Source organism: Lactococcus garvieae subsp. garvieae (assembly GCF_029024465.1).
In the GTDB taxonomy this organism is placed as follows: Bacteria; Bacillota; Bacilli; order Lactobacillales; family Streptococcaceae; genus Lactococcus; species Lactococcus garvieae.
Map to the genome: position 1 here is coordinate 1,926,524 of NZ_CP118950.1, position 23,732 is coordinate 1,950,255.

General features: G+C 39.5%; 28 protein-coding genes, 1 riboswitch and 1 other annotated feature. Of the genes, 5 read left to right on the top strand and 23 right to left on the bottom strand.

Features of this window, described 5'->3' with window-relative positions; all coding sequences use genetic code 11:
- Positions 1–6 precede the first annotated feature (6 nt).
- The 10 genes from PYW30_RS09660 to rlmD form a co-directional block, all read right to left on the bottom strand.
- On the bottom strand, positions 7–1,050 hold the full coding sequence (locus PYW30_RS09660) for a SepM family pheromone-processing serine protease (protein ID WP_042218963.1): 1,044 nt from the start codon (positions 1,048–1,050) through the stop codon (positions 7–9).
- Positions 1,040–1,537, bottom strand: coding sequence for a pantetheine-phosphate adenylyltransferase (coaD, locus tag PYW30_RS09665; RefSeq protein WP_042218964.1), 498 nt, complete (start codon positions 1,535–1,537; stop codon positions 1,040–1,042). Before coaD ends, PYW30_RS09660 begins: the two co-directional genes overlap by 11 nt.
- Positions 1,527–2,066 (bottom strand): 16S rRNA (guanine(966)-N(2))-methyltransferase RsmD, encoded by a 540-nt coding sequence (rsmD, locus tag PYW30_RS09670; RefSeq protein ID WP_014025494.1) that lies wholly within the window; start codon positions 2,064–2,066, stop codon positions 1,527–1,529. Before rsmD ends, coaD begins: the two co-directional genes overlap by 11 nt.
- Positions 2,067–2,159: 93 nt before the next feature.
- Complete coding sequence (locus PYW30_RS09675) at positions 2,160–3,506, bottom strand: glucose-6-phosphate isomerase (protein ID WP_003133148.1); 1,347 nt, start codon at positions 3,504–3,506, stop codon at positions 2,160–2,162.
- 148 nt (positions 3,507–3,654) lie between these two features.
- Positions 3,655–6,297 (bottom strand): valine--tRNA ligase, encoded by a 2,643-nt coding sequence (locus PYW30_RS09680; protein ID WP_042218966.1) that lies wholly within the window; start codon positions 6,295–6,297, stop codon positions 3,655–3,657.
- 91 nt (positions 6,298–6,388) lie between these two features.
- Positions 6,389–6,560: a binding site (T-box leader), on the bottom strand.
- A 33-nt stretch (positions 6,561–6,593) separates the two neighbouring features.
- Positions 6,594–7,208, bottom strand: a complete 615-nt coding sequence (locus PYW30_RS09685; protein WP_042218968.1) for a FusB/FusC family EF-G-binding protein — start codon at positions 7,206–7,208, stop codon at positions 6,594–6,596.
- 124 nt (positions 7,209–7,332) lie between these two features.
- On the bottom strand, positions 7,333–7,581 hold the full coding sequence (locus tag PYW30_RS09690) for a DUF1912 family protein (RefSeq protein ID WP_003133144.1): 249 nt from the start codon (positions 7,579–7,581) through the stop codon (positions 7,333–7,335).
- 2 nt (positions 7,582–7,583) lie between these two features.
- Positions 7,584–7,931, bottom strand: coding sequence for an MmcQ/YjbR family DNA-binding protein (locus tag PYW30_RS09695; protein WP_042218971.1), 348 nt, complete (start codon positions 7,929–7,931; stop codon positions 7,584–7,586).
- Positions 7,924–8,442 carry a GNAT family N-acetyltransferase gene (locus PYW30_RS09700; RefSeq protein WP_042218973.1) on the bottom strand — a complete coding sequence of 173 codons (519 nt, stop codon included), beginning with the start codon at positions 8,440–8,442 and terminating at the stop codon, positions 7,924–7,926. The genes PYW30_RS09695 and PYW30_RS09700 overlap by 8 nt, the downstream gene beginning before the upstream one ends.
- Before the next feature lie 33 nt (positions 8,443–8,475).
- On the bottom strand, positions 8,476–9,981 hold the full coding sequence (gene rlmD / locus PYW30_RS09705) for a 23S rRNA (uracil(1939)-C(5))-methyltransferase RlmD (RefSeq protein WP_042218975.1): 1,506 nt from the start codon (positions 9,979–9,981) through the stop codon (positions 8,476–8,478).
- A 217-nt stretch (positions 9,982–10,198) separates the two neighbouring features.
- Here rlmD and recX point away from each other — a divergent pair, with 217 nt between their 5' ends.
- From recX to PYW30_RS09720, 3 genes are all read left to right on the top strand, one after another.
- Complete coding sequence (gene recX, locus PYW30_RS09710) at positions 10,199–11,032, top strand: recombination regulator RecX (RefSeq protein ID WP_042218977.1); 834 nt, start codon at positions 10,199–10,201, stop codon at positions 11,030–11,032.
- Between the two features lie 82 nt (positions 11,033–11,114).
- Positions 11,115–11,963 (top strand): MurR/RpiR family transcriptional regulator, encoded by an 849-nt coding sequence (locus tag PYW30_RS09715; protein ID WP_042218979.1) that lies wholly within the window; start codon positions 11,115–11,117, stop codon positions 11,961–11,963.
- Between the two features lie 31 nt (positions 11,964–11,994).
- A complete protein-coding gene (locus PYW30_RS09720) occupies positions 11,995–12,303 on the top strand; it encodes a DUF960 domain-containing protein (RefSeq protein ID WP_014025499.1) in 309 nt (102 codons plus the stop codon).
- A gap of 33 nt (positions 12,304–12,336) precedes the next feature.
- On the opposite strand, the gene PYW30_RS09725 is transcribed toward PYW30_RS09720, so the two are convergent.
- From PYW30_RS09725 to PYW30_RS09750, 6 genes are all read right to left on the bottom strand, one after another.
- Positions 12,337–13,104 carry a metallophosphoesterase gene (locus PYW30_RS09725; protein WP_042218981.1) on the bottom strand — a complete coding sequence of 256 codons (768 nt, stop codon included), beginning with the start codon at positions 13,102–13,104 and terminating at the stop codon, positions 12,337–12,339.
- An 83-nt stretch (positions 13,105–13,187) separates the two neighbouring features.
- Positions 13,188–14,396, bottom strand: coding sequence for a hypothetical protein (locus PYW30_RS09730; protein WP_042218983.1), 1,209 nt, complete (start codon positions 14,394–14,396; stop codon positions 13,188–13,190).
- Between the two features lie 115 nt (positions 14,397–14,511).
- Positions 14,512–14,757, bottom strand: coding sequence for a 30S ribosomal protein S18 (rpsR, locus tag PYW30_RS09735; protein ID WP_003133134.1), 246 nt, complete (start codon positions 14,755–14,757; stop codon positions 14,512–14,514).
- 113 nt (positions 14,758–14,870) lie between these two features.
- The gene (gene ssb / locus PYW30_RS09740; protein WP_003133131.1) at positions 14,871–15,365 is read right to left on the bottom strand and encodes a single-stranded DNA-binding protein; all 495 of its coding nucleotides are present in this window, start codon (positions 15,363–15,365) and stop codon (positions 14,871–14,873) included.
- A gap of 37 nt (positions 15,366–15,402) precedes the next feature.
- Positions 15,403–15,696 (bottom strand): 30S ribosomal protein S6, encoded by a 294-nt coding sequence (gene rpsF / locus PYW30_RS09745; RefSeq protein WP_003133129.1) that lies wholly within the window; start codon positions 15,694–15,696, stop codon positions 15,403–15,405.
- A 191-nt stretch (positions 15,697–15,887) separates the two neighbouring features.
- Positions 15,888–16,100: a hypothetical protein gene (locus PYW30_RS09750; protein WP_016171080.1), complete on the bottom strand. Its 213-nt coding sequence runs from the start codon at positions 16,098–16,100 to the stop codon at positions 15,888–15,890.
- A 217-nt stretch (positions 16,101–16,317) separates the two neighbouring features.
- A riboswitch (Lysine riboswitch) is annotated at positions 16,318–16,494 on the top strand.
- 75 nt (positions 16,495–16,569) lie between these two features.
- Here PYW30_RS09750 and PYW30_RS09755 point away from each other — a divergent pair.
- Positions 16,570–18,033 (top strand): amino acid permease, encoded by a 1,464-nt coding sequence (locus PYW30_RS09755; protein WP_003133128.1) that lies wholly within the window; start codon positions 16,570–16,572, stop codon positions 18,031–18,033.
- A gap of 32 nt (positions 18,034–18,065) precedes the next feature.
- Here PYW30_RS09755 and dnaX read toward each other — a convergent pair whose 3' ends face one another.
- Genes dnaX through PYW30_RS09780 form a run of 5 tightly spaced genes read right to left on the bottom strand, consistent with a single transcriptional unit; the run spans position 18,066 to position 21,467 of the window.
- Positions 18,066–19,724 carry a DNA polymerase III subunit gamma/tau gene (dnaX, locus tag PYW30_RS09760; RefSeq protein WP_042218986.1) on the bottom strand — a complete coding sequence of 553 codons (1,659 nt, stop codon included), beginning with the start codon at positions 19,722–19,724 and terminating at the stop codon, positions 18,066–18,068.
- Between the two features lie 12 nt (positions 19,725–19,736).
- Positions 19,737–20,357 carry a protein kinase family protein gene (locus tag PYW30_RS09765; RefSeq protein WP_042218989.1) on the bottom strand — a complete coding sequence of 207 codons (621 nt, stop codon included), beginning with the start codon at positions 20,355–20,357 and terminating at the stop codon, positions 19,737–19,739.
- A gap of 12 nt (positions 20,358–20,369) precedes the next feature.
- Positions 20,370–20,849, bottom strand: coding sequence for a GAF domain-containing protein (locus PYW30_RS09770; protein ID WP_014025504.1), 480 nt, complete (start codon positions 20,847–20,849; stop codon positions 20,370–20,372).
- A 56-nt stretch (positions 20,850–20,905) separates the two neighbouring features.
- Positions 20,906–21,199 (bottom strand): hypothetical protein, encoded by a 294-nt coding sequence (locus PYW30_RS09775; protein WP_042218991.1) that lies wholly within the window; start codon positions 21,197–21,199, stop codon positions 20,906–20,908.
- Position 21,200: 1 nt separating this feature from the next.
- Positions 21,201–21,467, bottom strand: coding sequence for a DUF2089 family protein (locus PYW30_RS09780; protein WP_042218993.1), 267 nt, complete (start codon positions 21,465–21,467; stop codon positions 21,201–21,203).
- 139 nt (positions 21,468–21,606) lie between these two features.
- Between PYW30_RS09780 and PYW30_RS09785 the strand changes: the two genes are divergently transcribed.
- Complete coding sequence (locus PYW30_RS09785; RefSeq protein ID WP_042218995.1) at positions 21,607–21,876, top strand: chorismate mutase; 270 nt, start codon at positions 21,607–21,609, stop codon at positions 21,874–21,876.
- Here PYW30_RS09785 and PYW30_RS09790 read toward each other — a convergent pair.
- Together PYW30_RS09790 and glnA are read right to left on the bottom strand one after the other, a co-directional pair.
- On the bottom strand, positions 21,869–22,300 hold the full coding sequence (locus PYW30_RS09790) for a hypothetical protein (RefSeq protein ID WP_042218996.1): 432 nt from the start codon (positions 22,298–22,300) through the stop codon (positions 21,869–21,871). The two genes, PYW30_RS09785 and PYW30_RS09790, sit on opposite strands and share 8 nt — an antisense overlap.
- Before the next feature lie 64 nt (positions 22,301–22,364).
- Positions 22,365–23,705 (bottom strand): type I glutamate--ammonia ligase, encoded by a 1,341-nt coding sequence (gene glnA, locus PYW30_RS09795; RefSeq protein ID WP_003133120.1) that lies wholly within the window; start codon positions 23,703–23,705, stop codon positions 22,365–22,367.
- Positions 23,706–23,732 lie beyond the last annotated feature (27 nt).

The window sequence follows — 23,732 nt, forward strand, 5'->3', positions numbered from 1 at the left end:
CTTTTTTTATTTTTCGAGACAGTCTAGTGCATCTTGGATCGTCTTTACAGGTACGATTTTCATATCTGTATTCAACTTTTTAGCTGCCGCAAGTGCATCTGTGTAGTTATTTGTTGTACCAGAAGCCTTTGCCTGTTCTTCCGTTTCATCCGGGCAAAGGAAAATTTTTGCACCCGAATTGCTTGCTGTAGCAACTTTTTTATCAACGCCACCTATTTGCCCGATGCTGCCATCTTCATTGATCGTTCCAGTACCTGCAATTTCGCGTCCTTGACGTAAATCTTTGCCTGTGATTTGGCTATATATTTCCAAGGTAAACATCATCCCAGCACTTGGCCCGCCAATACTTCCGGCATCGATCTTAACTTTAGGGTCTGTCACAACCTGTGTATGATCTACTAAACCAATACCAATCCCTGTTTTACCATTACTCAACTTAATGTACTTGCCTGTGGCTTCATGGTTGCTGCCATCCATCCGTGTGTACTTGATGGTCACCTCATCTCCAACTTTTTGTTGAGACACATAGTCAATCATATCAGTTGAAGATTTGAAAGTGTGGCCATTAACTGCCGTTATCGTATCCGAAAGTTGCAAGTCATTTTTAAATGTCGAATCCTCAGTGATACTCAAAACGTAGACCCCTTGATACTTCATCTCATAAGGTTTCCCTGCCAACTTAAAGGCCTGATAAACAGCTGTATTTTGCGCGGTCTGCATATAGAACTGGTTGACCAAGTCAAATTGCTGATTGGTCATCCCACCCGTCATCTCTTCACTACTCAAAATAGTGGCAAAAGAGTTCGACTTGGAATAAAGCATACTTGCGGCATTGGCCCGTACCATTTCAACAGTCGTTAAATAAAAATTGCCTTTATGTTCATCTTTCTTTCCCGCAACATCAACCATCTGATTAACTGGAATGGTTCCTCCTGGCTGCTCGATATAGTAAGGTAAGGGGAAGAATAAACCCACTACAATAAGAAGCGGTAACGCGATGGCAAAGAATAGCTTTAGTTTTTTATGCTTTTTTATTTTTTCATTTTTCATGTGTTTTTTTCTCATTCAGTGCTTCAATAACATTTGCAGGCAACCATCGGCTTAGATCTTGGCCAAAATGATAAAGTTCACGCATCCGTGTAGAACTAATATTTTCGAGTTCTGGTTTTGCAGTCAGTAAGATTGTTTCTATCCCCGTCATTTCACGGTTAAAGTAAATCATATTTTTCTCATAGTCTAAATCAGCTGCATTACGAACGGAACGCACAAGCGCCGTTACTTCAAGTTGCTTCGCAATGTTTACCGTCAAATCATTCGCATGTGCAATGACTTCCACATTGGTTAATTGTAAATCTGCTAAGGCTCTTTCGATTAAGACTACACGTTCTTCTAGACTGAAGAGAGGATTTTTAGCTTCATTTTTAAAAATACCAATATAAAGCTTATCAAAAAGCTTGCTGGCACGTTCAACGATGTCCAAATGGCCTTTTGTGACCGGATCAAAAGTACCTGTAAATAAACCTATTTTATCTTTCATAGATGCTTACCTTTGAAATTCCATATACTTTTTCTTTACTTAAAGACAAATGACCAATATTTTCCGGAAGTGTGACTTCCTTATCCGTCTCACAAACAACGATAACATCATCTGCTAACATGTCTTTTTTCTGCATTTCTTCTAAATTAGCAACAATGCTTTCTTTCGCATAAGGCGGGTCTAATAAAACCAAGTTGAACTGCCCAGAAAGATGAGTCAAGGCACGCTCGGCTGGCATTTTAAGAAGCTGAAACTTTTTCTCTTCTTTGGTCATTTTAATATTTTCTGCAATCACCAACTGTGCCGAACGGTCTTTTTCAACCATTACAGCACTGTCCATCCCACGTGAGACAGCCTCGATAGCAAGTGAACCTGAACCTGAGAATAAGTCTAAAACTCGCCCACCTTCAAAATATGGGCCAATCATATTAAAAATTGCACCCTTAACTTTGTCCGTCGTTGGACGTGTTGTTTTTCCTGCCAATGTCTTCAGTGGTCTACCACCATAATTTCCTGCTACAACTCTCATTGCTCTATTATAGCACACTGTGTCTTCATCGCCCACAAGCATAAAAAACCACAGTTCGATGTCCTGCGGTTTTTGTTTTTATCTCATTTTTGATTAAAGACGTGCGTTTAATTCGGCACTCAATTCTTCAAAGCCTGGTTTGCCAAGAAGCGCAAACATGTTACGTTTGTATGCTTCAACACCTGGTTGGTCAAATGGATTGATACCATTCAAGTAGCCAGAGATTGCGATTGCAAGCTCAAAGAAGTAAATAGTATAACCTAAAGTGAATTCATCTTGCTCAGGCAAAGTAACGATCATGTTTGGCACATCACCATCTGTATGGGCAAGGAGCACACCGTCAGCTGCTTTTTTGTTGACAAAGTCAACATCTTTACCTTGCAAGTAGCCAAGACCATCAAGATCTGCTTCAAGCTCAGGAATGTTAATGTTCTTACGTGGTTTTTCCACACGGATAGCTGTTTCAAATACAGAACGTGTACCTTCTTGGATAAATTGACCCAATGAGTGCAAATCTGTTGAGAAGTTGGCTGATGTTGGGTAAATACCTTTTTGGTCTTTACCTTCAGATTCACCTGCCAACTGTTTCCACCATTCTGAGAAGTATTGCAATGATGGCTCATAGTTAATCAAGATTTCTGAAAGTTTACCTTTACGGTAAAGGATATTACGAAGCGCTGCATAAGCATAAGCATCATTTTCACGTACGTCTGTGGCTGTATATTCTTTACGCGCTGCGTTAGCACCTTCCATAAGAGCTGTAATATCAGCACCTGATGCTGCGATAGGCAAGAGACCAACAGCTGTCAAAACTGAAAAACGTCCGCCAACTGAATCTGGAACAACAAAAGTATCCCAGTTGTTTGCATCAGCATTAACTTTAACGGCACCCTTTTCTTTATCTGTTGTTGCATAGATACGTTTATTTGCTTCTTCACGGCCATATTTTTTAACCAAAAGTTCTTCAAAGACACGGAAAGCAATTGCTGGTTCAGTTGTTGTTCCTGATTTAGAAATAACATTAACAGAGAAATCTTTATCTGCAACATATTCTACCAAGTCTGAAAGATAGCTTGAAGAAATTGAATTTCCTGCATAAAGAATTTGTGGCGCTTTACGTTCTTCTTTTGATTGAAGATTAACAAAGCTGTTGTTCAAAAAGTCAATTGCAGCGCGGGCACCAAGGTATGAACCACCGATACCGATAACAATAAGAACTTCTGAGTCAGATTGAATTTTACTTGCTGCTTTTTGGATGCGGGCAAACTCTTCTTTGTCATAGTCTTCTGGAAGATCTAACCAACCGATGAAGTCAGAACCAGCACCAGTTCCTTCACGAAGAAGTTTATCTGCGCCGTCAACTTGCCATTGAATTTCGTCAAGTTCTTTATCAGCTACAAATGGTTTCAATTTAGAATAGTCAAATTTAATATGTGCCATCTTTTATCTCTCCTTAGAGTTTTTTTCTTTGTTTATTTTATCACTTTTCCATAGGTTTAACAAGAAATGAAAATTTAAGATATTGTAAACCTATCTATACCAAAAAGAAAAAATTCCCACAATTAGGAACTTTTCTAGGTCTCATCGACTATTTTTGTAACTCTTCAATACGGGCTTGAGTGCTTTCAAACTTCTCTTGATAGTCTGCTAATTTAGCACGTTCTTTATCTACAACTTCTGCTTTGGCATTTGCCACAAATTTTTCATTAGAAAGCTTGCGGTTAACCATATCGAGTTCTTTTTGCCATTTGTCTAGTTCTTTATTGAGACGAGCAATTTCTTCTTCGATATTAATCAAGCCTGCGAGTGGAAGGTAGATTTCCGCACCAGTAACTACTGCTGACATGGCTTGTTCAGGTGCTGTCACATCCGCTTCAATAGTTAACTCACTTGGATTGGTAAAACGTCTGATATAAGGAGCCACCTTGTTCAGGAAGGCTTCCTTGTCTGATTTGATTATCATTGGCACGGCTTTTGATAAAGGCGTATTCACTTCCGCACGGATATTACGTACCGCTGTGATAATCTCAATCAACATGGCAACACCATCTCCTGCTTCTGCATCATCAAATTCTGGACGTACTTCTGGATACTCAGATACCACAATAGATTTGCCTTCAGTTGTCGGAAGTTTTTCGAAAATTTCTTCTGTAAAGAAAGGCATGATTGGGTGCAACAGGCGGAGCACTTGATCAAGGACATGCACAAGTACTGAACGTGTGACGTCTTTTTCTGCCTCATCGTCGCCAAACATTACTTCTTTGGTCAACTCAAGATACCAGTTGGCAAACTCATCCCAAATGAAGTTATACAGAATATGACCTGCAACACCAAACTCAAATTTATCCATTTGTTCAGTCACGCGCGCAATTGTATCATTCAAACGTGTGAGAATCCAGCGATCGGTAACATTACCTGCTGTTTTCGCTGCTACTTGGTCAAGATGAGCAGAAATTTCTTCTGCTGTGATATCTCCTGCATTCATCAAGATATAGCGTGAAACGTTCCATATCTTATTGATGAAATTCCAAGCTGCATCCATTTTGTCGTAGCTGAAACGCACGTCTTGTCCTGGGGCTGAACCATTGGACAAGAACCAACGTAAGGCATCTGCACCATATTTTTCAATTACATCCATTGGGTCAATACCATTACCCAAAGATTTGGACATTTTGCGTCCTTCTTCATCACGAATCAAACCGTGGATAAGGACATTATTAAATGGTGCTTTTCCTGTAAACTCTAGGGATTGGAAAATCATACGTGAAACCCAGAAGAAGATGATGTCATAGCCCGTAACCAAGGTCGATGTAGGGAAGTAGCGTTGGAAGTCTTCTGCCTTTTCATCCGGCCAGCCCATTGTTGAGAAAGGCCATAAAGCAGAGGAGAACCATGTATCAAGCACGTCTTCATCTTGTACCCAACCTTCACCTTCTGGTGCTTCCTCACCGACATACATTTCGCCAGCTTCATTGTACCAGGCAGGGATTTGATGCCCCCACCAGAGTTGGCGCGAAATAACCCAGTCATGTACGTTTTCCATCCATTGAAGGAATGTGTCGTTAAAACGTGGAGGGTAAAATTCAACCGCATCTTCTGTTTTTTGATTAGCGATAGCATTTTTAGCCAATTCTTCCATCTTAACAAACCATTGTGTCGATAAGCGTGGCTCCACCATCACACCTGTACGTTCTGAGTGCCCAACAGAGTGCATCATTTTCTCAACTTTAACTAAGTTGCCGAGCTCATCTAATTTTTTAATGATGGCTTCGCGAGCTTCAAAGCGATCCATGCCATTAAACTCACCTGTAAGCTCATTCATTGTACCGTCAGCATTCATCACATTGACTTGCGGCAAGTTATGACGTTGACCCACTAAGAAATCGTTAGGATCATGGGCGGGCGTAATTTTAACCACACCTGTCCCTTTTTCCATGTCTGCATGTTCGTCGCCAACAATAGGAATTTCTTTGTTAATGATTGGGAGAACGACGCTTTGACCAATGTATTTGGCATAACGTTCATCTGCTGGGTTAACAGCAACAGCAGTGTCGCCAAAGAAAGTTTCTGGACGCGTTGTCGCTACTTCAAGTGCACCTGAACCATCCGCCAAAGGATAAGTAATGTGATAGAAGGCTCCTTCAACATCCTTATGGATAACTTCAATATCAGAGAGCGCCGTCATGGCTTTTGGATCCCAGTTAATGATAAATTCACCACGGTAAATCCAGCCTTTTTTGTAGAGTTGAACAAAAACTTTACGGACTGCAGCAGACAAACCTTCATCTAGAGTAAAACGTTCACGATTGTAATCCACAGAGATACCCATTTTACCCCATTGTTCTTTAATGGTTGAGGCATATTCGTCTTTCCATTCCCAGACCTTGTCTAAGAATTTCTCACGGCCTAAATCATAGCGGGAAATCCCATCTTCAGCTAAACGCGCTTCCACTTTGGCTTGCGTGGCAATTCCTGCGTGGTCCATACCTGGCAACCAGAGGGTATCGAAACCTTGCATCCGTTTTTGACGGATGATGATGTCTTGCAAGGTTGTATCCCAAGCATGTCCCAAGTGGAGTTTACCTGTGACGTTGGGTGGTGGAATAACGATACTATAAGGTTTTGCTTTTTTGTCACCCGAAGGGGCAAAAACACCTTGTTCGAGCCATTTCTCGTAGCGTCCTGCTTCGACTTCAGCAGGATTAAATTTTGTTGATAATTCTTCTGTCATTTATTTTTCCTTTCGGTATGAAAACAGTTGATAATGTCGAGGGGAAAGTTCAAGAGTACGTCAATAAAAAAATACCGCACCCAAACATCCAAAATAGGACGCTCACGCGCGGTACCACCTAAATTCCTGCTTTTTTATAAAGCAGACACTTAATTTTATTTAACTGACCACAATGCAACCTTCACAAGCTTCATCTGAAATCTCACAGCGACCGATTTCTCTCTCAAAGATTAGACTTGCTACTCCTCATTTAGTGTTTTTATTCTATCAGATTTGTCGGTTTTTTGCAAGGTCGCTCAGCGTTCCTTGATTATTTCTAAGAAATGCTCTAAACCTTCTATTGTTTGCATTTGTCGGTTACAGTTCACACTATCCATACAGATATATGTTCCATTCTTAGTATAGGTACCATCAGAGCCTCTTTTTGTGGTTGCTAAAAACTGCGTCACTTGGCTGTTTTTTTGACAAATCGCACAAATATTTTTTATACTTCCTGATGTCGTTCCATAAAAACCCCGTCCGTCACTGGTCACGATATACTTGCGCTGACTGGAAATCTCATTCCAAGCAAAATAGGTGAGTTCTTTCATGTCCCAGGATGCTTGCGCTGGAACTTTGAGCTTTTTGACCTTCTTAAAAATCTTTTTAATCTGACTTTCAGAGGGCAAGACAAAAGCTTCAACTAAATCCTTCAAGTGAAGTAACTCGCGTTCTGCTTGTTCTTTAGTTGTTTTACTGTCAGCCAGTTTCTCTAAAAAGAGTTCGACTTCTTTTGCTTTCGAGAGCTCTTCTATTTCAGCTACAGTTTGAGCATAAACTGCTGCTACTGTGGCTTTATCATTAACCGAATGATAGACATTGATAAGGTCAAAGGTAAGATATTTTATTCTGTTGTATTCGTATGCTTTCATTTTTTCTCCTTAACTATCCGCTAAGTGAGAATATTGTTAACTTAGCGGTAAACTTATGCGAGAGCAGTTACTCGCACTTGTTTACCAACCATAGGATTTAATTTCATAAAACCCTCCTTGTGACTTAAAAAGTTTTTGTACCTAAATCTGGTACGTCGTGGAAATCTTTACCCGCTTTATAGTTTTCAAATTTCCCTTGAATAAATTGATAGGCATCGAGACGGCTTTCATAACGAATAGCTGCTTCTTTTGCTTCAATTTTTTTATCTTCATGCGCAATTTTTTCTGCGGCTTTCATTGCAATTTCTGAAAGTTGAACCTGTTGGTCCACCCACTCACTAAAATCTTTTAAAAATTTTTCTTTATATTCCATTTTTATTCTCTTTTTGGTTTGATTAAATGATAACTGTTCTCAATCATCTGTTTCGCTTGTTTCTCTGAAACGTCACCACCAAAATGAATATCATTCCAGTGTGTTTTATTCATGTGCCAGGCCGGGCGTATGGAGTCAAAAGATTCACGAAGTTCTTCATTGACAGAGGGTAAACCTTTGACACCCAAAACAAGCTTGCCTTCACGCTCCGAAATGTAGACAAAAGATTTTTTATTTTTGAGATGCTTCACCACAATCGTAGCCGGGCCTTTTTCCATCTTTGCAAAAGGTGTATCTGCAAAAGTTGGACCAAGCGATAAGCAAAACTCTAACCAGTTTTCTTTATTCAACTCCTTCTCCTAAAAGGAGTTGATAAGCAATACGATCTCCTTCATAGAAAACCATACCACGTTTTTCAAATCCCTCACGCTCAAATACTGCCTGCATCACTGCATTGGCTGGATGCGTATCCACGCGGAAATCTTTATAGCCACGTGCTTGCATCAAAGTAAAGATGTTTGAAAAAAGATATTTTGTCAGACCCAGACCACGATAGTGGTCAGACAAGGCTAAACAATGGACGGTGACGTAGTCCAAACTATCATTTAACCACTCGCCATTATAAATTTTCGTATATTGTGTATCTTCGCCGGTAATAACCGCACAAAAGCCTGCAACTTTTTCATCAACAATCAGAACGTAACCCACAGCTTTGTAAATAAAATTTTCAATATCACTTTGTGCGGGGTACTCTGCTTGCCATTGATCGCTGCCTGATTTGCCCAGAAATTCACGCGCCTGAGCAATAATCGGCATAATCGCTGCAACATCTGCTGTGGTTGCCTTTCTTAAATAAATCATGCTTTTCCTCCTCGCTCAAACTATAAGCCTATTTTATTTTCTTTTTCTACGGGGCTTGTCGTATTGTTGCTTTGGCTTTTCAGCACGGAAAGGTGCTGCCAATGGTTGGGCAAGTTTACGCATTTTCACCACGGCTTCAGTACGTGCTGTATGTGGGAACATATCAACAGATTGGATATATTCGATGCTGTAAAATTGCGAAAGAATGACCAAGTCTTTTGCCAATGTTGAAACATTACAAGAGACATAAACCAGTTTTTCCGGTGTATAAGTGGTGATTGTTTCCAACAAGGCATCATCCAATCCTGTACGTGGTGGGTCAACGATAAGGGCTGTGGCTCTATGACCTGATTTATACCAGTTAGGAATGATACGCTCCGCCTTACCTACCTCATAGTGGCAGTTTTTAAAGCCAAGACGTTTTGCGTTGGCTTTAGCATCTGCGATAGATTCTGGCGTAATATCCATTCCATGGACAGATTTTACTTTCTTGGCTACACCAAAACCGATTGTCCCAACGCCACAGTAGGCATCAATCACACGGTCATCTTTTTTCGGATTTAGCGCACGTACAGCTTCACCGTAAAGCACATTTGCTTGTTCTGAATTAAGTTGATAAAAAGCACGGGGTGACAACTCAAAGTCATAATCCAAAACGCCTTCAGTAATCGTTTCTTTTTCCGCAAAAAGCATCTGTGTGCGGTCACCATAAATTTCGCTGGTTTTCTTTGGATGGAAGTTGGCTGATACAGAAACAATCTCTTGAAACTCTTCCGTCAAGTCAGATAAAATATTATCCATCTTCACCAAATCTTTGCGTTGACGTTTTGAGAGCTCTTCCCGTGGTGCAGGCCAAACCTGTCCATCTAAACTGATACGTGCAGAGGTAACGAAAATAATTTGGACTTCACCTGTTTTTTGGCTACGTCGCGCAACGATTGTGCGGATACCCATGACCTTACGCTCATCATAAACAGGCAAGTTGTATTTTTCAATCAAACGACAAATACGGTTAGCGATATTTTGGATGACTTCGTCTTGAACCAAGCAATTTTCTAAATTCACCAAGTGATGTGTGCCTTCTTTGTATAATCCAGCAATAACATCTCCATTATTTAGACGGCGCACTTGGAATTGCAATTTGTTACGGTAACGCAAAGGATTTTCCATCCCAAGTGTAGGTAAAAGTTCATACTTCTTCCAACCTGTTGGACGGTATTTTTCGAGAGATTGACGGAGCAAATCGCGCTTAAATTCTAATTGTTGCGGATAAGCAAGATGCATGATATGTGAGCCGCTCAGTTCATGGTAAACACGATCTTCGGGTTTAACACGGTATTTTGACTTTTTATTTATCTTTACAACTTTTGCGCGTGAAAAATTGCGTGCATTTTCTGTAATTTCTGCCAAAATTTCTTCTGTAGGCAGTGCATAAGGCACAAATACTAAGCGCCCATGGTAAGAGGCGATTCCTTCGCCATTGATACCCATACGCTCAATATTGAGTGGGATTTTTTGTCCAATTTTCAGATTAATCATATCCCAATTTTACTATAACCTACTATATATAGCAACCTAATACTTTTTTGTGATAATAAAGCACCTATAAAACATGAAAATGCAGGTAAAAAAGAGCGCCACACGTCAACAAAGTAAAAGCGATTGCCCCATCCTACTATGGAGTTCTTCCGACAGCTGCAGCTCGGCAAAGAAAGACTTATTGTATCTTATCTGGTGACTCTGTTATAATAAAGTTATGATAAAAATCAAGGAAATCACAAAACTCAAAAAGCTTTACAAAGTTACACTGACAGAGCCTTTTTCCTATAAAGAATGGGAGGAAGCTAAAGATAAAATTTATGTCTGTGAGGATACAATTGTAAAATACATGCTGACTAGGGACAAAGCCTTTTCTCCAGCTGAACTGGAGCAGCTCTTAACTTTTGACAATTTTGCACAAGGCAAATCTCTGGCACTTTACTTTATTTCCTTCAAAGCTCGAACAACATCAGAAGTAAAAAAATATCTCTCTGACCATAATATCCACCCCCTTCAAGTAGAGGAGATCATTGACAACCTTACCACAAACGGCCTCCTCAACGACCGCGCTTATATCGAAAGTTATATTCAGGGAAAAGTTCGCACAGCAAGTGCCGGCCCTTATCAGATAAAACAAAAGCTCTACCTCAAGGGACTTGATTTGCAACTTATTGATGAAGGAATAGCCCAAGTCTTTAATGAAGAAAAACAAATTGACGTGGCTGTCACTCTGGCGGAAAAAATAGTCCGCCAAAAAGCAAGTCGTCTCACTCTACAACAGCTTAAACAAAAAGTCACACAAGGACTCACTGCTAAGGGTTTTTCCTATGCCATTAGCGCCGTAGCGCTTGAAAGCTTAGAACTTGAAGCAGATGAAGAAAATGAGCTGGAACTTCTTTACACCGAACTCGACAAAAGCGCACGTAAATACAGTAGAAAATACGAAGGCTATGAACTTAAGCAACGCATAACCCAGGCCTTGGCCCGTAAAGGCTTTGACTTTAGTGATATTTCTAGCGCCATTCGAGACTATGATTTTGAAGAGGAATAAATCAACTTTCTATTTAAAAGCATTTCCCATTTTCCACCTCAAAATTGTGTTATGATATAATAAAAGCAAGACTGGAAAGCATATGACACAATCTCTCATCACACGTATCAACTCTTATTACGATAACCTCAGTAAATCTGATCAAGCCATTTCAAATTACTTGATTGAAAATATGGACAGTGCCGCGCGCTTATCCATTCAAGAATTTGCAAAGAATACGAAAGTCTCTACTGCAACCATTTCGCGGTTTGCCAAAAAAATCGGCTTTGATTCATTCCAAGATTTAAAGTTAGCTATCCATAGTACTGAAAAATTTAAATCCGACAACTTTTTCAGTGAACTATCGCCAGAAGACAGCTATAAAGATATTCTTGCCAAGAACTTTACCAGTAATATTTCTTCTCTCAATGCCACCTTGCAACTGATAGAGAGCGAAACATTGGAGAAGGTTATGAATATCCTCTTATCCGCCAAAACATGTGGTTTTTTTGGTCTTGGTGGCTCTAATGCCGTTGCTTTAATTGCTTACCATAAATTTTTGCGTATGCCACTGCAAACGGTATATCATCAGGATTTTCATTACCAACAAATGTTGGCTTCTAAGCTGACGGAAAAAGACTGTGCTTTCGTTATTTCACATACCGGAAAAAACAAAGATACACTGAAGATCGTTGATATTTTGAAGAACAATCACGTCCCTGTGATTGCCATCACATCATTTGCCAACTCAGCCTTGGTGAAAAAAAGCGACCTGGCACTTATTTCAATAGCTGAAGAAATATCTTTTCGGCCTGAAGCTGTCGCTTCAACCGTCTCTCAAATTAGTCTTCTAGATGCAATCTTTTTGATGTACGGCATGAAAGCTCAGGATACAATCGAAGATACTTTAGAAAATATTCGAGAAGTAATCAGCCAAACCCGTTTAAATTAAACGGGAAAGTTAATGATAAAGGAGGACCAAAATGGCATTTACTGAAACAAAAGGACGCTATGCAAGCTATGGAACTGTCTCTAGTATTCCTGGTGAAATCATTGACAGTTTTTGGTTCATCATTGACAATCAGCTAAAAGGCGTTATCCCGCTTGAGCCCCTTATCAATTTTGAATTACTCAACCAAAAAGGACTGCTCTCTGTGAAATTTTCACAGCCTCACAATCCTTTAACTCTTACGGTTGATTTCCAATATCCTTTTAATAATTCTTGGCCTCGGCATTTCCATGCTGTTGATAATAATGGTAAAGAAACCATTATCTCTTCACAAGAACGTTAAACAAAAGTCTCCAGAAGTTTATCTGGAGACTTTTTAAATTTCATAATAGACGATTTCTGGGGGAACACCAAACCTGATTGGTAAAAAGGTTAACCCGATACCGGCATTTACAAAAAGTTTTGTATGTATTCCTAAGGTATAAAGACCAGAATCATACATCTTTGACCCATCATTACGTAACCGCAAATTACCAAGACGAATTTGCCCACCATGACTATGTCCTGCAACGACTAAATCATATTTTTCAGGAAATTCTACTTGTAAAATGGTATCCGGCTCATGAATCATTAAAATCGAAAACTTTCCTTGCTCAGGAACCATACTAAAATTTGGTTGCCCTTCACGTAAATCATCAAGCCCCGTTAATGATACTGGTCCTGACATGAGCGATTGATTGGTAAGTACAGTAAAACCTGCTTCCTCTAAAAAAGTTCTTATATAGTGCGCGTGCCCTTCATACGAAAAATCATGATTGCCCAAAATCGCAAATTTTCCTAAAGGTGCTTCAAGTTCTGCTAAAATTTCTTTTACTTTATCAACATCATGCGCTTGCGCCCAATTGACTTTATCAAATAAGTCACCTGTGAACAAGATCAAATCAGGTCGTGTTTTTCTTATGTGTTTTGCAAATTTTAAAAAGCGGCGTGGATGTGTATGCCAATTAAAGTGTGTATCTGTAAAGTGTGCCACTTTCAGCCCAGTTGTGTTTGAAATTCTCACTTGTCGCACACGCATAAAATGCGGTTCAAGGAAAATCCCATAAGCCAAAAGGCAAAAAAGTAAAATTATAATCCATGTCATTGCTTTATTTTACCACATTCAGATTTTTTATTCTTCATAAAAATTCTATTAAAAAAGCAGGGCAGCTTTCCCTATCTTTTTATTTATGGTATTCTAACAGATACTTGAGCTACTCCATCCGCTGTAGGCAATCCTGCTTTCCAATAAGTATCCCAGTTTAAGCCGACAGGAAGTTGTGATGTACCAATAATTGAAAAATCAGATGAATCAATATTTCCATTTAACCATTTGGCTGTCAGACCCACCCAGTTGTTGTCTGTATCATTCCATAACGTCATTCCTTTTTCACTCGTTTGTACGTCTGAAAATTGTGCATTAACGCTATCACCTCTAATACGGGCAGAACCTCCGACATTTGCAATCAAGTGATTTCCCCAACTTGTAGCAACATAATTTTTATCAAAGTCTGGCGCATAAGCTGTCCCAACTAAGCTTCCGTTCACATAAAAGCCTACGGCCTTAGAAGCCTCATAATATGCGATTTCAATCTTCGTCCACTGATTAAGTACGGCAGGTGGCCCATATGAGGTATAAACATGGGAACTTCCATTAATATTTTCGCTCATATAAACAGGTTTACCTGCGGCTGAGCCTGCATGGAAACTAGATTCCTTATCTACCTGAACACCAAAACTTATTGCATGCTCCCCTGTACCATTAAGCGTGAATTTCGCCTGATAGCCTGTCCCTGCTCCTGTTAATTTAACATTCCCAGATATAAAAGCTGTTTTAGGACCACTTAAAGGTAGGTTCAATGCTGGAGAGCTTCCATCTTTGGGTAAGGCATACCAAGAAATTCCTTCATACTTCCATCCCCGAGATACTAAAACTTTCTTTTCATAAGTATCCATTGTAGAATGATGGGCACCAATACCTGCAGCAGGATTATAGAGACGATAAACTGGTTTATCTCTATTCGTTGCAGAGTAAAAAGCAACTCCTTCTGCTCGCCAACCATGCTTACTCGTCAGAACTTTTACTTCATAGCTGTCTTTGGTATACAAATGTTCTCCAGATTTAGGATTATATACACGAAAAACAGTATCACCCGATACAGGTGCGGCCCATGCAATACCTTCATATTTCCAATCTTTTGATAATTTAGGAAGCCTATTCTTTTCATTTACATCTGCAGTATGCAAATGCTCCATATTACGGGTATTATAAAGTCGATAAATGGGCTGACTCTGGGGGCTATCTGCCATCACTCTATCTAACTTTGTAAATCCCAAAAAGGTAAACAAAGTTAAGACAAGCCATGTCCCTAAAAATATTTTGAAATACTTCCTCATTTTTCTCTTCTACTCCTTAAAATTTTTTAATTCCTATATAAAGCTTAACATAAAGAACTAGGCAAGTAAAATATTTTCAGAACAAAAAAAACACCCGAAGGTGCTTATTTATTTCTTAGTTTTCGTCAGAAGCTACGAATGGCAAGAGAGCCATAACACGTGCGCGTTTGATAGCTGTAACCACTTTACGTTGATTTTTAGCTGAAGTACCAGTTACGCGACGTGGCAAGATTTTACCACGTTCTGAGATAAAACGTTTCAAGAGTTCAGTGTCTTTGTAATCAACAACTTCGATTTTGTTAGCTGCGATAAAGTCAACTTTTTTACGGCGTTTGAAGCCACCACGTTTTTGAAAAGCCATAGTGTGTTTCTCCTTATATTATTGTATGATGTTGTTGATTAGAAAAAACAAAATGTTTTTCTAATCAACAAATAAGAGGCTCAGACAGACATTTAGAAGGACTGTCTTAATTGTTAGAATGGAAGATCATCATCTGAGATTTCCATTGGTGAGCCACCAAATGGATCTGCATCACGACCAAAATCAGGTGTTGCATTTCCTGCTGAGCTGTTAGAGCCAGCAAAAGGACGATTTTGTGATTGTTGTTGCTGTGGTGCAGAATATGAACCAGAGCCACCTTCACGTGCGGCACGACTCTCAAGCATTTGGAAGTTATCAGCCAATACTTCAGTCACGTAAACACGTTGACCTTCTTTGTTCTCATAATTTCGCACTTGAATACTACCTGTTACACCAATCAAGGCACCTTTTTTAGCCCAATTTGCCAAGTTTTCAGCAGATTGACGCCAGATGACACAGTTAATGAAATCAGCTTCACGTTCGCCTTGCGCGTTTTTAAAACGACGGTTAACAGCAATCGTAAATGTAGCAACCGCAGTATTTTGCGGTGTATATCGCAGTTCAGGGTCACGCACAACGCGTCCGACCAAAACAACATTATTAATCATGATGCTTCTCCTTTAAATTTGTCCAGCTAAACTAGAATTAAGCTTCTACTTTAGTGATCATGTGACGAAGAATGTCGCCGTTAATCTTAGCAAGACGGTCAAATTCGCTCAAAGCTTCTGAATCAGTAGCAGCTTCAAGAGTTACGATGTGGTAGATACCTTCGCGGAAGTCTTGAATTTCGTAAGCGAGTTTGCGTGTTTCCCAGTCTTTAGACTCAAGATTAGCAGCACCGTTGTCAGTCAAGATACTATCGAAACGTTCAACGAGGGCTTTCTTTGCTTCTTCTTCAATGTTTGGACGAATAATATAAAGAATTTCGTATTTTGTCATTGATTTTTCCTCCTTTTGGACTAATGACACAGGTTGGAGCCTGTGTAAGTTATGAGTTTTTACTCACAAGTATATATTCTATCAAATTTAGCTGCTTTTTGCAAGCTGGTTTATCTTATCTTATTTTATTCTATTATAAAATAAAAAAATAACCCTCTGTCCCTGCAGAAGATTTTTCATTGTTTTTATCACTAAGCCACTACATCCAGGACATTCGCTGGAATGTAACGATACTCACCTTCTTTCGATTGATAATAACCAAGCTTTTTCACAATAAAATGTAACTTACAACGGCTGTCAAAGCGCTGATATAAGTGGGAAATCTCCCCTTGCTGGCTACGGGTTACGCATACAATTTTTTCTCCCGCGTAAGTTGGAGATACATATTTTGGGGTAAACGTCATAGAAAACCACCTCCAGATATAGTTGAGATGAAACCGTAATCATCTCTCCTTATATTATAACTCTTTTTAGTCTCTAAAACAAATCCCTCGATTTTTTTAAATATACAGGCATTAAAAATTCTGTTATTTTAAATAAGGTTGTGTATAATTATTCATTCCTTGCAGGCTCGTCCTTGACATCCCCCTCAAATTAATCTAAAATGTTCATAAATACTTAATAAACGATAGAGGTCGCAACCAATAATAAGCTAAACAGAGCTAGAGCATGCTGAGAAGTTTAGCCCAGGAGCGGTTGCCGAAAGAGAAGTTATGCTCACAGACTTTTCTTGGTTTAGCGGGAAACACCTGTTAAACTGTCGTGGTCTTACTATGACCACGATGCGCTATTCGGATGAAAGATCTTTCTGACGTTTAGCAATCTCTAGGGATTGCTTTTTGTATTAATATTTATAAATTTAGGAGAGAAGTAATGGACAATACTTCAAATAATGAGGCCACGCCATCCACGCAAGTCAAACGTGGCCTTAAACATCGTCACTTAACAATGATTGCCTTAGGAGGAACTATTGGTACCGGCCTATTTGTTGCATCAGGCGCAACGATTTCTCAAGCTGGACCTTTAGGTGCATTAGTTGCCTATGTCGCTATTGGACTCATGGTTTTCTTCCTTATGACGTCTCTAGGAGAAATGGCTTCCTATCTTCCAGTATCTGGCTCTTTTGCTTCTTTCGCTGACCGCTATGTAGATAAAGCTTTTGGCTTTGCTATGGGTTGGAACTATTGGTTTAACTCCGCAATTACTGTGGCGGTTGAGGCGGCTACAGTTGGTGTCATTATGCAATTTTGGTTGCCCCATGTGCCTACATGGATATGGTCAACTATCGTGATTGCGCTTATCCTCTTGGTTAACCTTATTTCAGCTAAGGCCTATGGTGAAGCAGAATTTTGGATGGCGACAATTAAAGTCATCGCTGTTATCGCCTTTATCGTGATTGGTCTCGCAACAATTTTTGGGGTTATGACTTATAAGCCAGATGTGGCACGCAATCTTTCTGCCGGAGGAAATCATGGTTTTGTCGGTGGTATTGGAGGTATGATTGCTGTCTTCATGATTGCAGGTTTCTCTTTCCAAGGTACAGAAATCGTTGGTATTGCAGCCGGCGAGTCAGAAAACCCTGAGAAAAATGTACCTTCAGCGATTAAGCAAGTTTTTTGGCGGATTATTATTTTCTATTTCCTCTCAATATTCGTAATCGGTGCCTTGGTTTACTATAAAGATCCAAGTCTCCTCCGTGCAGCGACCCAAAGTGACATTACTGTTTCTCCATTTACCTTGGTATTTGAACGTGCTGGCTTAGCCGCTGCTGCATCTGTTATGAATGCTGTCATTTTAACCTCCGTTATTTCCTCTGCCAATTCTTGGTTATATGCTGCTTCCCGCATGCTTTTTGGCATGGCAAAAGAAGGGCATGCGCCGAAAGTCTTCGCTAAAACAAATACAAGCAACGGTGTGCCAATTTATGCAATTTTAGCGACTGTTGCCATCGGTCTTTTGGCCTTCTTAACAAGTATCTTCGGAACTGAGATTTATTTCTATTTGGTTGCCGCTTCTGGTTTGTCCGGCTTCTTGGCTTGGATTGGAATTGCTATCTGTCACTTCCGCTTCCGCCGTGCTTTTATTAAGCAAGGCCATAAACTTTCTGAGTTAGGCTACCATGCCAAATGGTTCCCTATTGGACCAATTATCGCTCTTATTCTTTCAATCATTATCGTTATCGGGCAAATTACTACTGTAACGATGAATGCGCAAAGCATCATCACGACCTATCTTGCTTTACCACTCTTCTTGATTTTATATTTCTCTTACAAAATCGTGAAGAAAACAAAACTCATTCCGCTTGAAGAAGTCGATTTAAGCCGCGAGATTGATTAAAACGAATATAAAAAACGCCACAAGGCGTTTTTTTAGTCATTAATTACTTTCACTTTTTCACCAAAAAATTCTTTGGCCTTACTGACAAGGGCTTCTTCTGCTTCTGGCTCAGATTCCGTGTCTTTTATCACATGCTGCTCTCCTTTTTTAAGGCTTAAGACATACTCTTGACGTACAGCCTGCCAATCTTGCTCTGCTAAAGCAATAATCTCGGGCGAAAATCCCAGTATTGATGACATTAAATTGCCAAAAGTTAACTGTAGGTTTTCATTTTCTGTAACGCGCTTGGCTAAATTACCATGAGGAAAAGTAACCACCACAAAATTACTTGAGGCTGCCACAGGTGCGGTATTATTGATTAAGGCACGATCTGAAGGTTTGGTAAAGCTAGAAACAATCTCAGGCCATGCACCATAAACTGCTTGGCGTGCTTCGTTGGTCGCTTCCTTTAGAGCTTTAAAAACCAAATCTTGATTTACAGTGTACTTTTCAGTCACTGTTTTTGTTTTCACTTGCTGCTTAATTTGAACTTCTTGACTGACAGTGGATACCACAGTTTGGCTTCCCGTTTCTGCCAATTTAGCTTTTAACTCTGCAACTTCTGCTTTTAAGGCTTGAAGCTCATGGTTCAAACTTTCCGGAAGTTCTTTAGGTTCAACAGATGAATAAGCTCCTGTATCCACAAGACGCATTGTCATCACATCAGCAGCAATTTTGCTCTGGGTCGTTTCTTTAATAATTTTTAGAGACTCAATCGCAATGTTGATCCATTGGTAAAGACGGGGACGTGGGATTTCATTGTCTCCCCTCAAAAGCAAATCACGGAAATAAGTTAAGAGATCTTCCGTAAAGCGCAACATATTTTTCCCTTCAAGAAAAATTTTCTCTAAGGTATCAAGTGCAGTTGGTCCATCTGAAGTTGCCAAAGCTGCAACATAAGAGACAAGCGCTTCATTGGCAATGGAACCTGTCACTAAGAGAGCATCCTTCTCTGCAAGCTTGCCATCAGAAAAGCTTAAGGCCTGATCCAATAAACTCAACGCATCACGCATTCCTCCCTCAGCAGATTTTGCAATAACATCCAGTGCCGCATCTTCAAACTCAATCTTCTCATCTGCTAAAACTTCTGCTAAATGCTGACGAATATCATGCGTTGTAATTGCTTTAAAAGCAAATCTTTGCACACGGCTAATAATTGTTGCCGGAATTTTTTGAAGCTCAGTTGTTGCTAAAACAAAGACAACATTATCTGTAGGTTCTTCTAAGGTTTTCAGCAAAGCGTTGAATGCCCCCGTTGACAACATATGAACTTCATCGATAATATAAACCTTATAATTTGCGCGACTCGCTGCATAAGTTGATTTATCGCGAATCTCACGGATTTCGTCCACCCCATTATTTGAAGCGGCATCAAGTTCAATCACATCTTCAAGGCTCCCTTGGGTAATGGCCTGACAAATATCACAAGTGTTACAAGGCTCTCCCTCTTTTTGATTCGGGCAGTTGATTGCTTTGGCAAAAATTTTTGCGGCGGAAGTTTTCCCTGTCCCACGCGGGCCACTAAAAAGATAGGCATGAGAAATCTGCCCATTAACGATAGCATTCTTTAAGGTTGTGGCCACCACTTCTTGGCCAACCATCTCATCAAATCTTTGACTACGGTATTTTCTATATAAAGCTTGGTAAGCCATTTTTCATTCCTTCTAATAAAGGTCTGGCTCTGCGCCAAGACCGAGCTCTTCATTGATTCGGAAAAGAACATCACGTGCCAGTATGGACTGATCAATATCGGCAGCATTATAATTTTTCATTGCCTTGTAAATAGCCCATACACGAGCGCGGATGACTGTTGCCCTATCGGCTTCAGCAGCAGAGAAAAATATCTTTCTTTGTTTCTCATCAAATATTTCCCATGCAATGGTCAAATCACAGGCAGGATCACCAATTATGGAAGCTGCTGTTTCAGCCACCCCAGAAAATTTATCGGCCCTCTTCCACACAGTGTCCAAGTTCAACTCGCCATGTAAAACAACCGCAGGCTTGGTCCATGGATTTTTAGAAGCTTTATCCCAATACAAGCGTAAACCTTCTACAGGTGCAATTCTTTTCATTTGGTCCAACAGTGTCAAAAATTCAGCTTCAATGACCGGCAACATTAAGGCTGGATTTTCCGCTCCTGTTGCTTCTAATTGGTGCAGCTGGTACACAAAATTACCCAAATCTTGAGCAAATGCTTTAGGTTGAGCCAAAGGATCAAAACCTACAGGACACACCTCACTGGTACCAAATTGATCTGCTATAAAGTTATTCACTGTTTCTTTCATCGTTTCCCTCGTTCAAAAAAATTTCCAATCCGTCATCTCTGACAAAATGTGGCAGAATTCTTCAAGATATTTTTGATCGACGTCATCATAAAAGGAAGTTTCTGAAGCATCCAAATCTAAAACACCTTTTAATTCGCCGTCTTTAATGAGCGGTACTACAATTTCTGACAGCGCTCGGCTGTCACATGAAATATAGTTTTTATGTTCTTTAACATTGTCCACAATTAATGTTTGACGTTTCTCTGCGGCTTCACCACATACTCCAGCGCCTAACTTTATTTCGACACAAGAAACCCCACCTTGAAAAGGACCTAAAATAAGTTGTTCGCCGTTGTACAAATAAAACCCTACAAAGACTTGATTAGGTAAGAAGTCATTGAGAAGAGCTGATGCATTGGAGAGATTTGATAATGTATAGTTTTGTGCTGAAAGTAAACCTTTCAGTTGTAGATTAAGGAGTTCATATCCTTCAATTTTTTCGCTTTTATTCATCTTATAATTATAAACTTAACCCGTAATAGAGTCAATACTTGCGGTTAAATTATCTTTTATTTTCTTTTTGAAATATCTTTGGCTTTCATTTTCTCTAGCTCTTTATTTATCTTGCTTTTTCTTGACTCTTTTCCTCCTTGATACAGCATGATTAAGACGAAGAGCCCAACAAAAGGCATCACAATATCCTTAAAGTTAAAACCGAGAGCGCCTCTGTATAAGAAAACACCTACAGCGGCCATGAAAGCAAGCGGAAGCAAGGCACCCAGGTACTTGTTTTCTCTATAGCCCGCAAATGTCTGAAATGCGATAATAACCCCAATTATTGCTATCTCCATTAAATGATTCATCTCAAATCTCCCTATGTTTTTTTATAATCTCTTTGGCACTACTCAGACTCACTTTTTCATCGATAACCATTTGCATAATACTTACTTCAAAGGAATCCTTTTTACTGTCATTCAGACCTATTTTCTCAATTAACCGATCTATACGCAACCGCACAGTAGGATAACTCACCCCATAATACTGGGCCAACTCTTTTAAAGAACCCGATGCAAAAATAAATTGCTTGATAAATTCTTGTTCTTCTTCTTCCAGATTAAAAAACCAATCCATAATTTCTCCAAACTTAACATTATTTATTAAAGTTTAACATTATTAAAACCAAAAGACAAAATTTTTTATTTAAATAAATATCGTTCGCTTTTTTTATTTAAAAATTGTCCTCCAGAAGCTTTTGTGTCATAATAAAAATATGACTTTAGAAAAAACCCGTAAAGAAATTGATGCACTAGACGATCAAATTATTGTGCTTTTAGAAAGACGTATGTCCTTGGTCGAAGAGGTAATCACAGCTAAGGCAGAAGAAAATAGAGAGGTCTACGATTCTGATCGAGAACACTTTATTTTCGAAAAGATAAAAAAAAGGACAGAGAAACCCCAATACGAGCCTGCTATCCATTCTATCTATAAAGAAATTATGAAACGTTCCCGAGAATATCAAGAAAAAAATCGCTTTAAATAGCGATTTTTCCTTTCATACTTGAATGGAGTGCCATATATTCTAACTGTGGCAAGTCCAAAAGAACCACTTTACTGCTTTTGATTAAATCAGCAGAAAGGAGGGTATTCAAAAAGCCCTTAATTTCAGTCGTTCCTAATTCCAGACATTCTACAAAAATGATATGTTGCGGTGCTTTCAGTTGACCAAGCAATGCCTCAAAATCTTCTTGTTGAAGTGCAGTTTCTGGGTCCTTGCGATTAACAACCGTCAGATCTTCATTTTCTGACAAATATTTGGCGGCAAAGTCCTCAAACAGTGCACCATCAGCAGCTGGTTCTTGCGGTCCAGATACTGCATAGGCTCCTCTCTCCAACATCGCAAGTTTTGCAACCTGTCCATAGTCTAGTTTATCTATAATATTTTTTAAATTTTCTTTTATATCCATATGTCTAGTTTAGTCTTTTTAGTATAAAAATTCAAAAAAAGCATCTCAAGGATGCTTCTCTCTTTTAGTAAAGTTCCAAATAGTTATCGATTTCCCATTGGCTTACAAATTGTGCATAGCTCGCCCATTCGATTTTCTTGGCTTCCACAAAGTTAACCAAAACATGCTCACCTAAAGCAGCCGTTACTACTTCATCTTCACGTAATGCTTTCACAGCATTATGCAAAGTAGAAGGCAGGTCTGTAATACCATGTGCTTTACGTTCACTTTCGGTCATTACATAAATATTCGCTTCCACAGCTTCTGGTGCGGTGATTTTATTTTCAATCCCATCAAGACCAGAGGCAAGGAGAACAGCCATTGTCAAATAAGGATTGGCTGATGGATCTACTGAGCGAAGCTCAACACGTGTAGACATTCCACGAGATGCGGGTACGCGAATCAGCGGTGAGCGGTTACGTCCAGCCCAGGCGATGTAAACAGGAGCTTCATATCCAGGGACTAAACGTTTGTAGCTATTCACTGTTGGGTTCGTGATTGCGGTATAGTTATAAGCATGCTTAAGTAAACCACCAATAAAGTAATTTGCAGCTTCCGAAAGTCCCATATCACCTGCTTCATCATAAAAAGCATTTTGCCCATCTTCTGTGAAGAGCGACATGTTGCAGTGCATACCGGATCCATTGATACCAAACTTAGGTTTGGCCATAAAGGTTGCGTGTAAACCATGTTTACGCGCGATAGTTTTCACGACAAGTTTAAAGATTTGAATATTATCACAAGCTTTCAAAGCATCGGCATACTTGAAGTCGATCTCGTGTTGCCCAACAGCTACTTCATGGTGACTTGCTTCTACTTCAAAACCGAGATCAGTAAGAACATTTACAATTTCGCGACGTGTATTTCCAGCCAAATCGGTCGGTGCCAGATCAAAATATCCACCTTTATCGTTTACTTCCAGTGTGGGTTCTTGATTTTCATCAAGCTTGAAGAGGAAAAATTCAGGTTCTGGACCAAGATTGAATTTTTTAAAGCCCAATTTTTCCATATTGTTAAGATTACGCTTCAATACACCACGTGGATCTCCTGGGAAAGGTTGTCCTTCTGCTGTATAAACATCACAAATAACGCCAGCTACTTTTCCATACTCATCTCCCCAAGGGAAGATAATCCATGTGTCCCAATCTGGATAGAGGTACATATCTGATTCATTGATACGGACAAAACCTTCAATTGAACTGCCATCAAACATCATCTTGTTGTCAAAAAGTTTGTCTAACTGTTCGTCAGTTGCTGGAACTTCTACGTTTTTAAGCGTTCCTAAAATGTCGGTAAACATTAGGCGTAGAAACTTAATATTTTTTTCTTTGACATCACGACGGATGTTTGCTGCTGTGATTCCCATAATACGGCTCCTTTTAAGAATAAACGA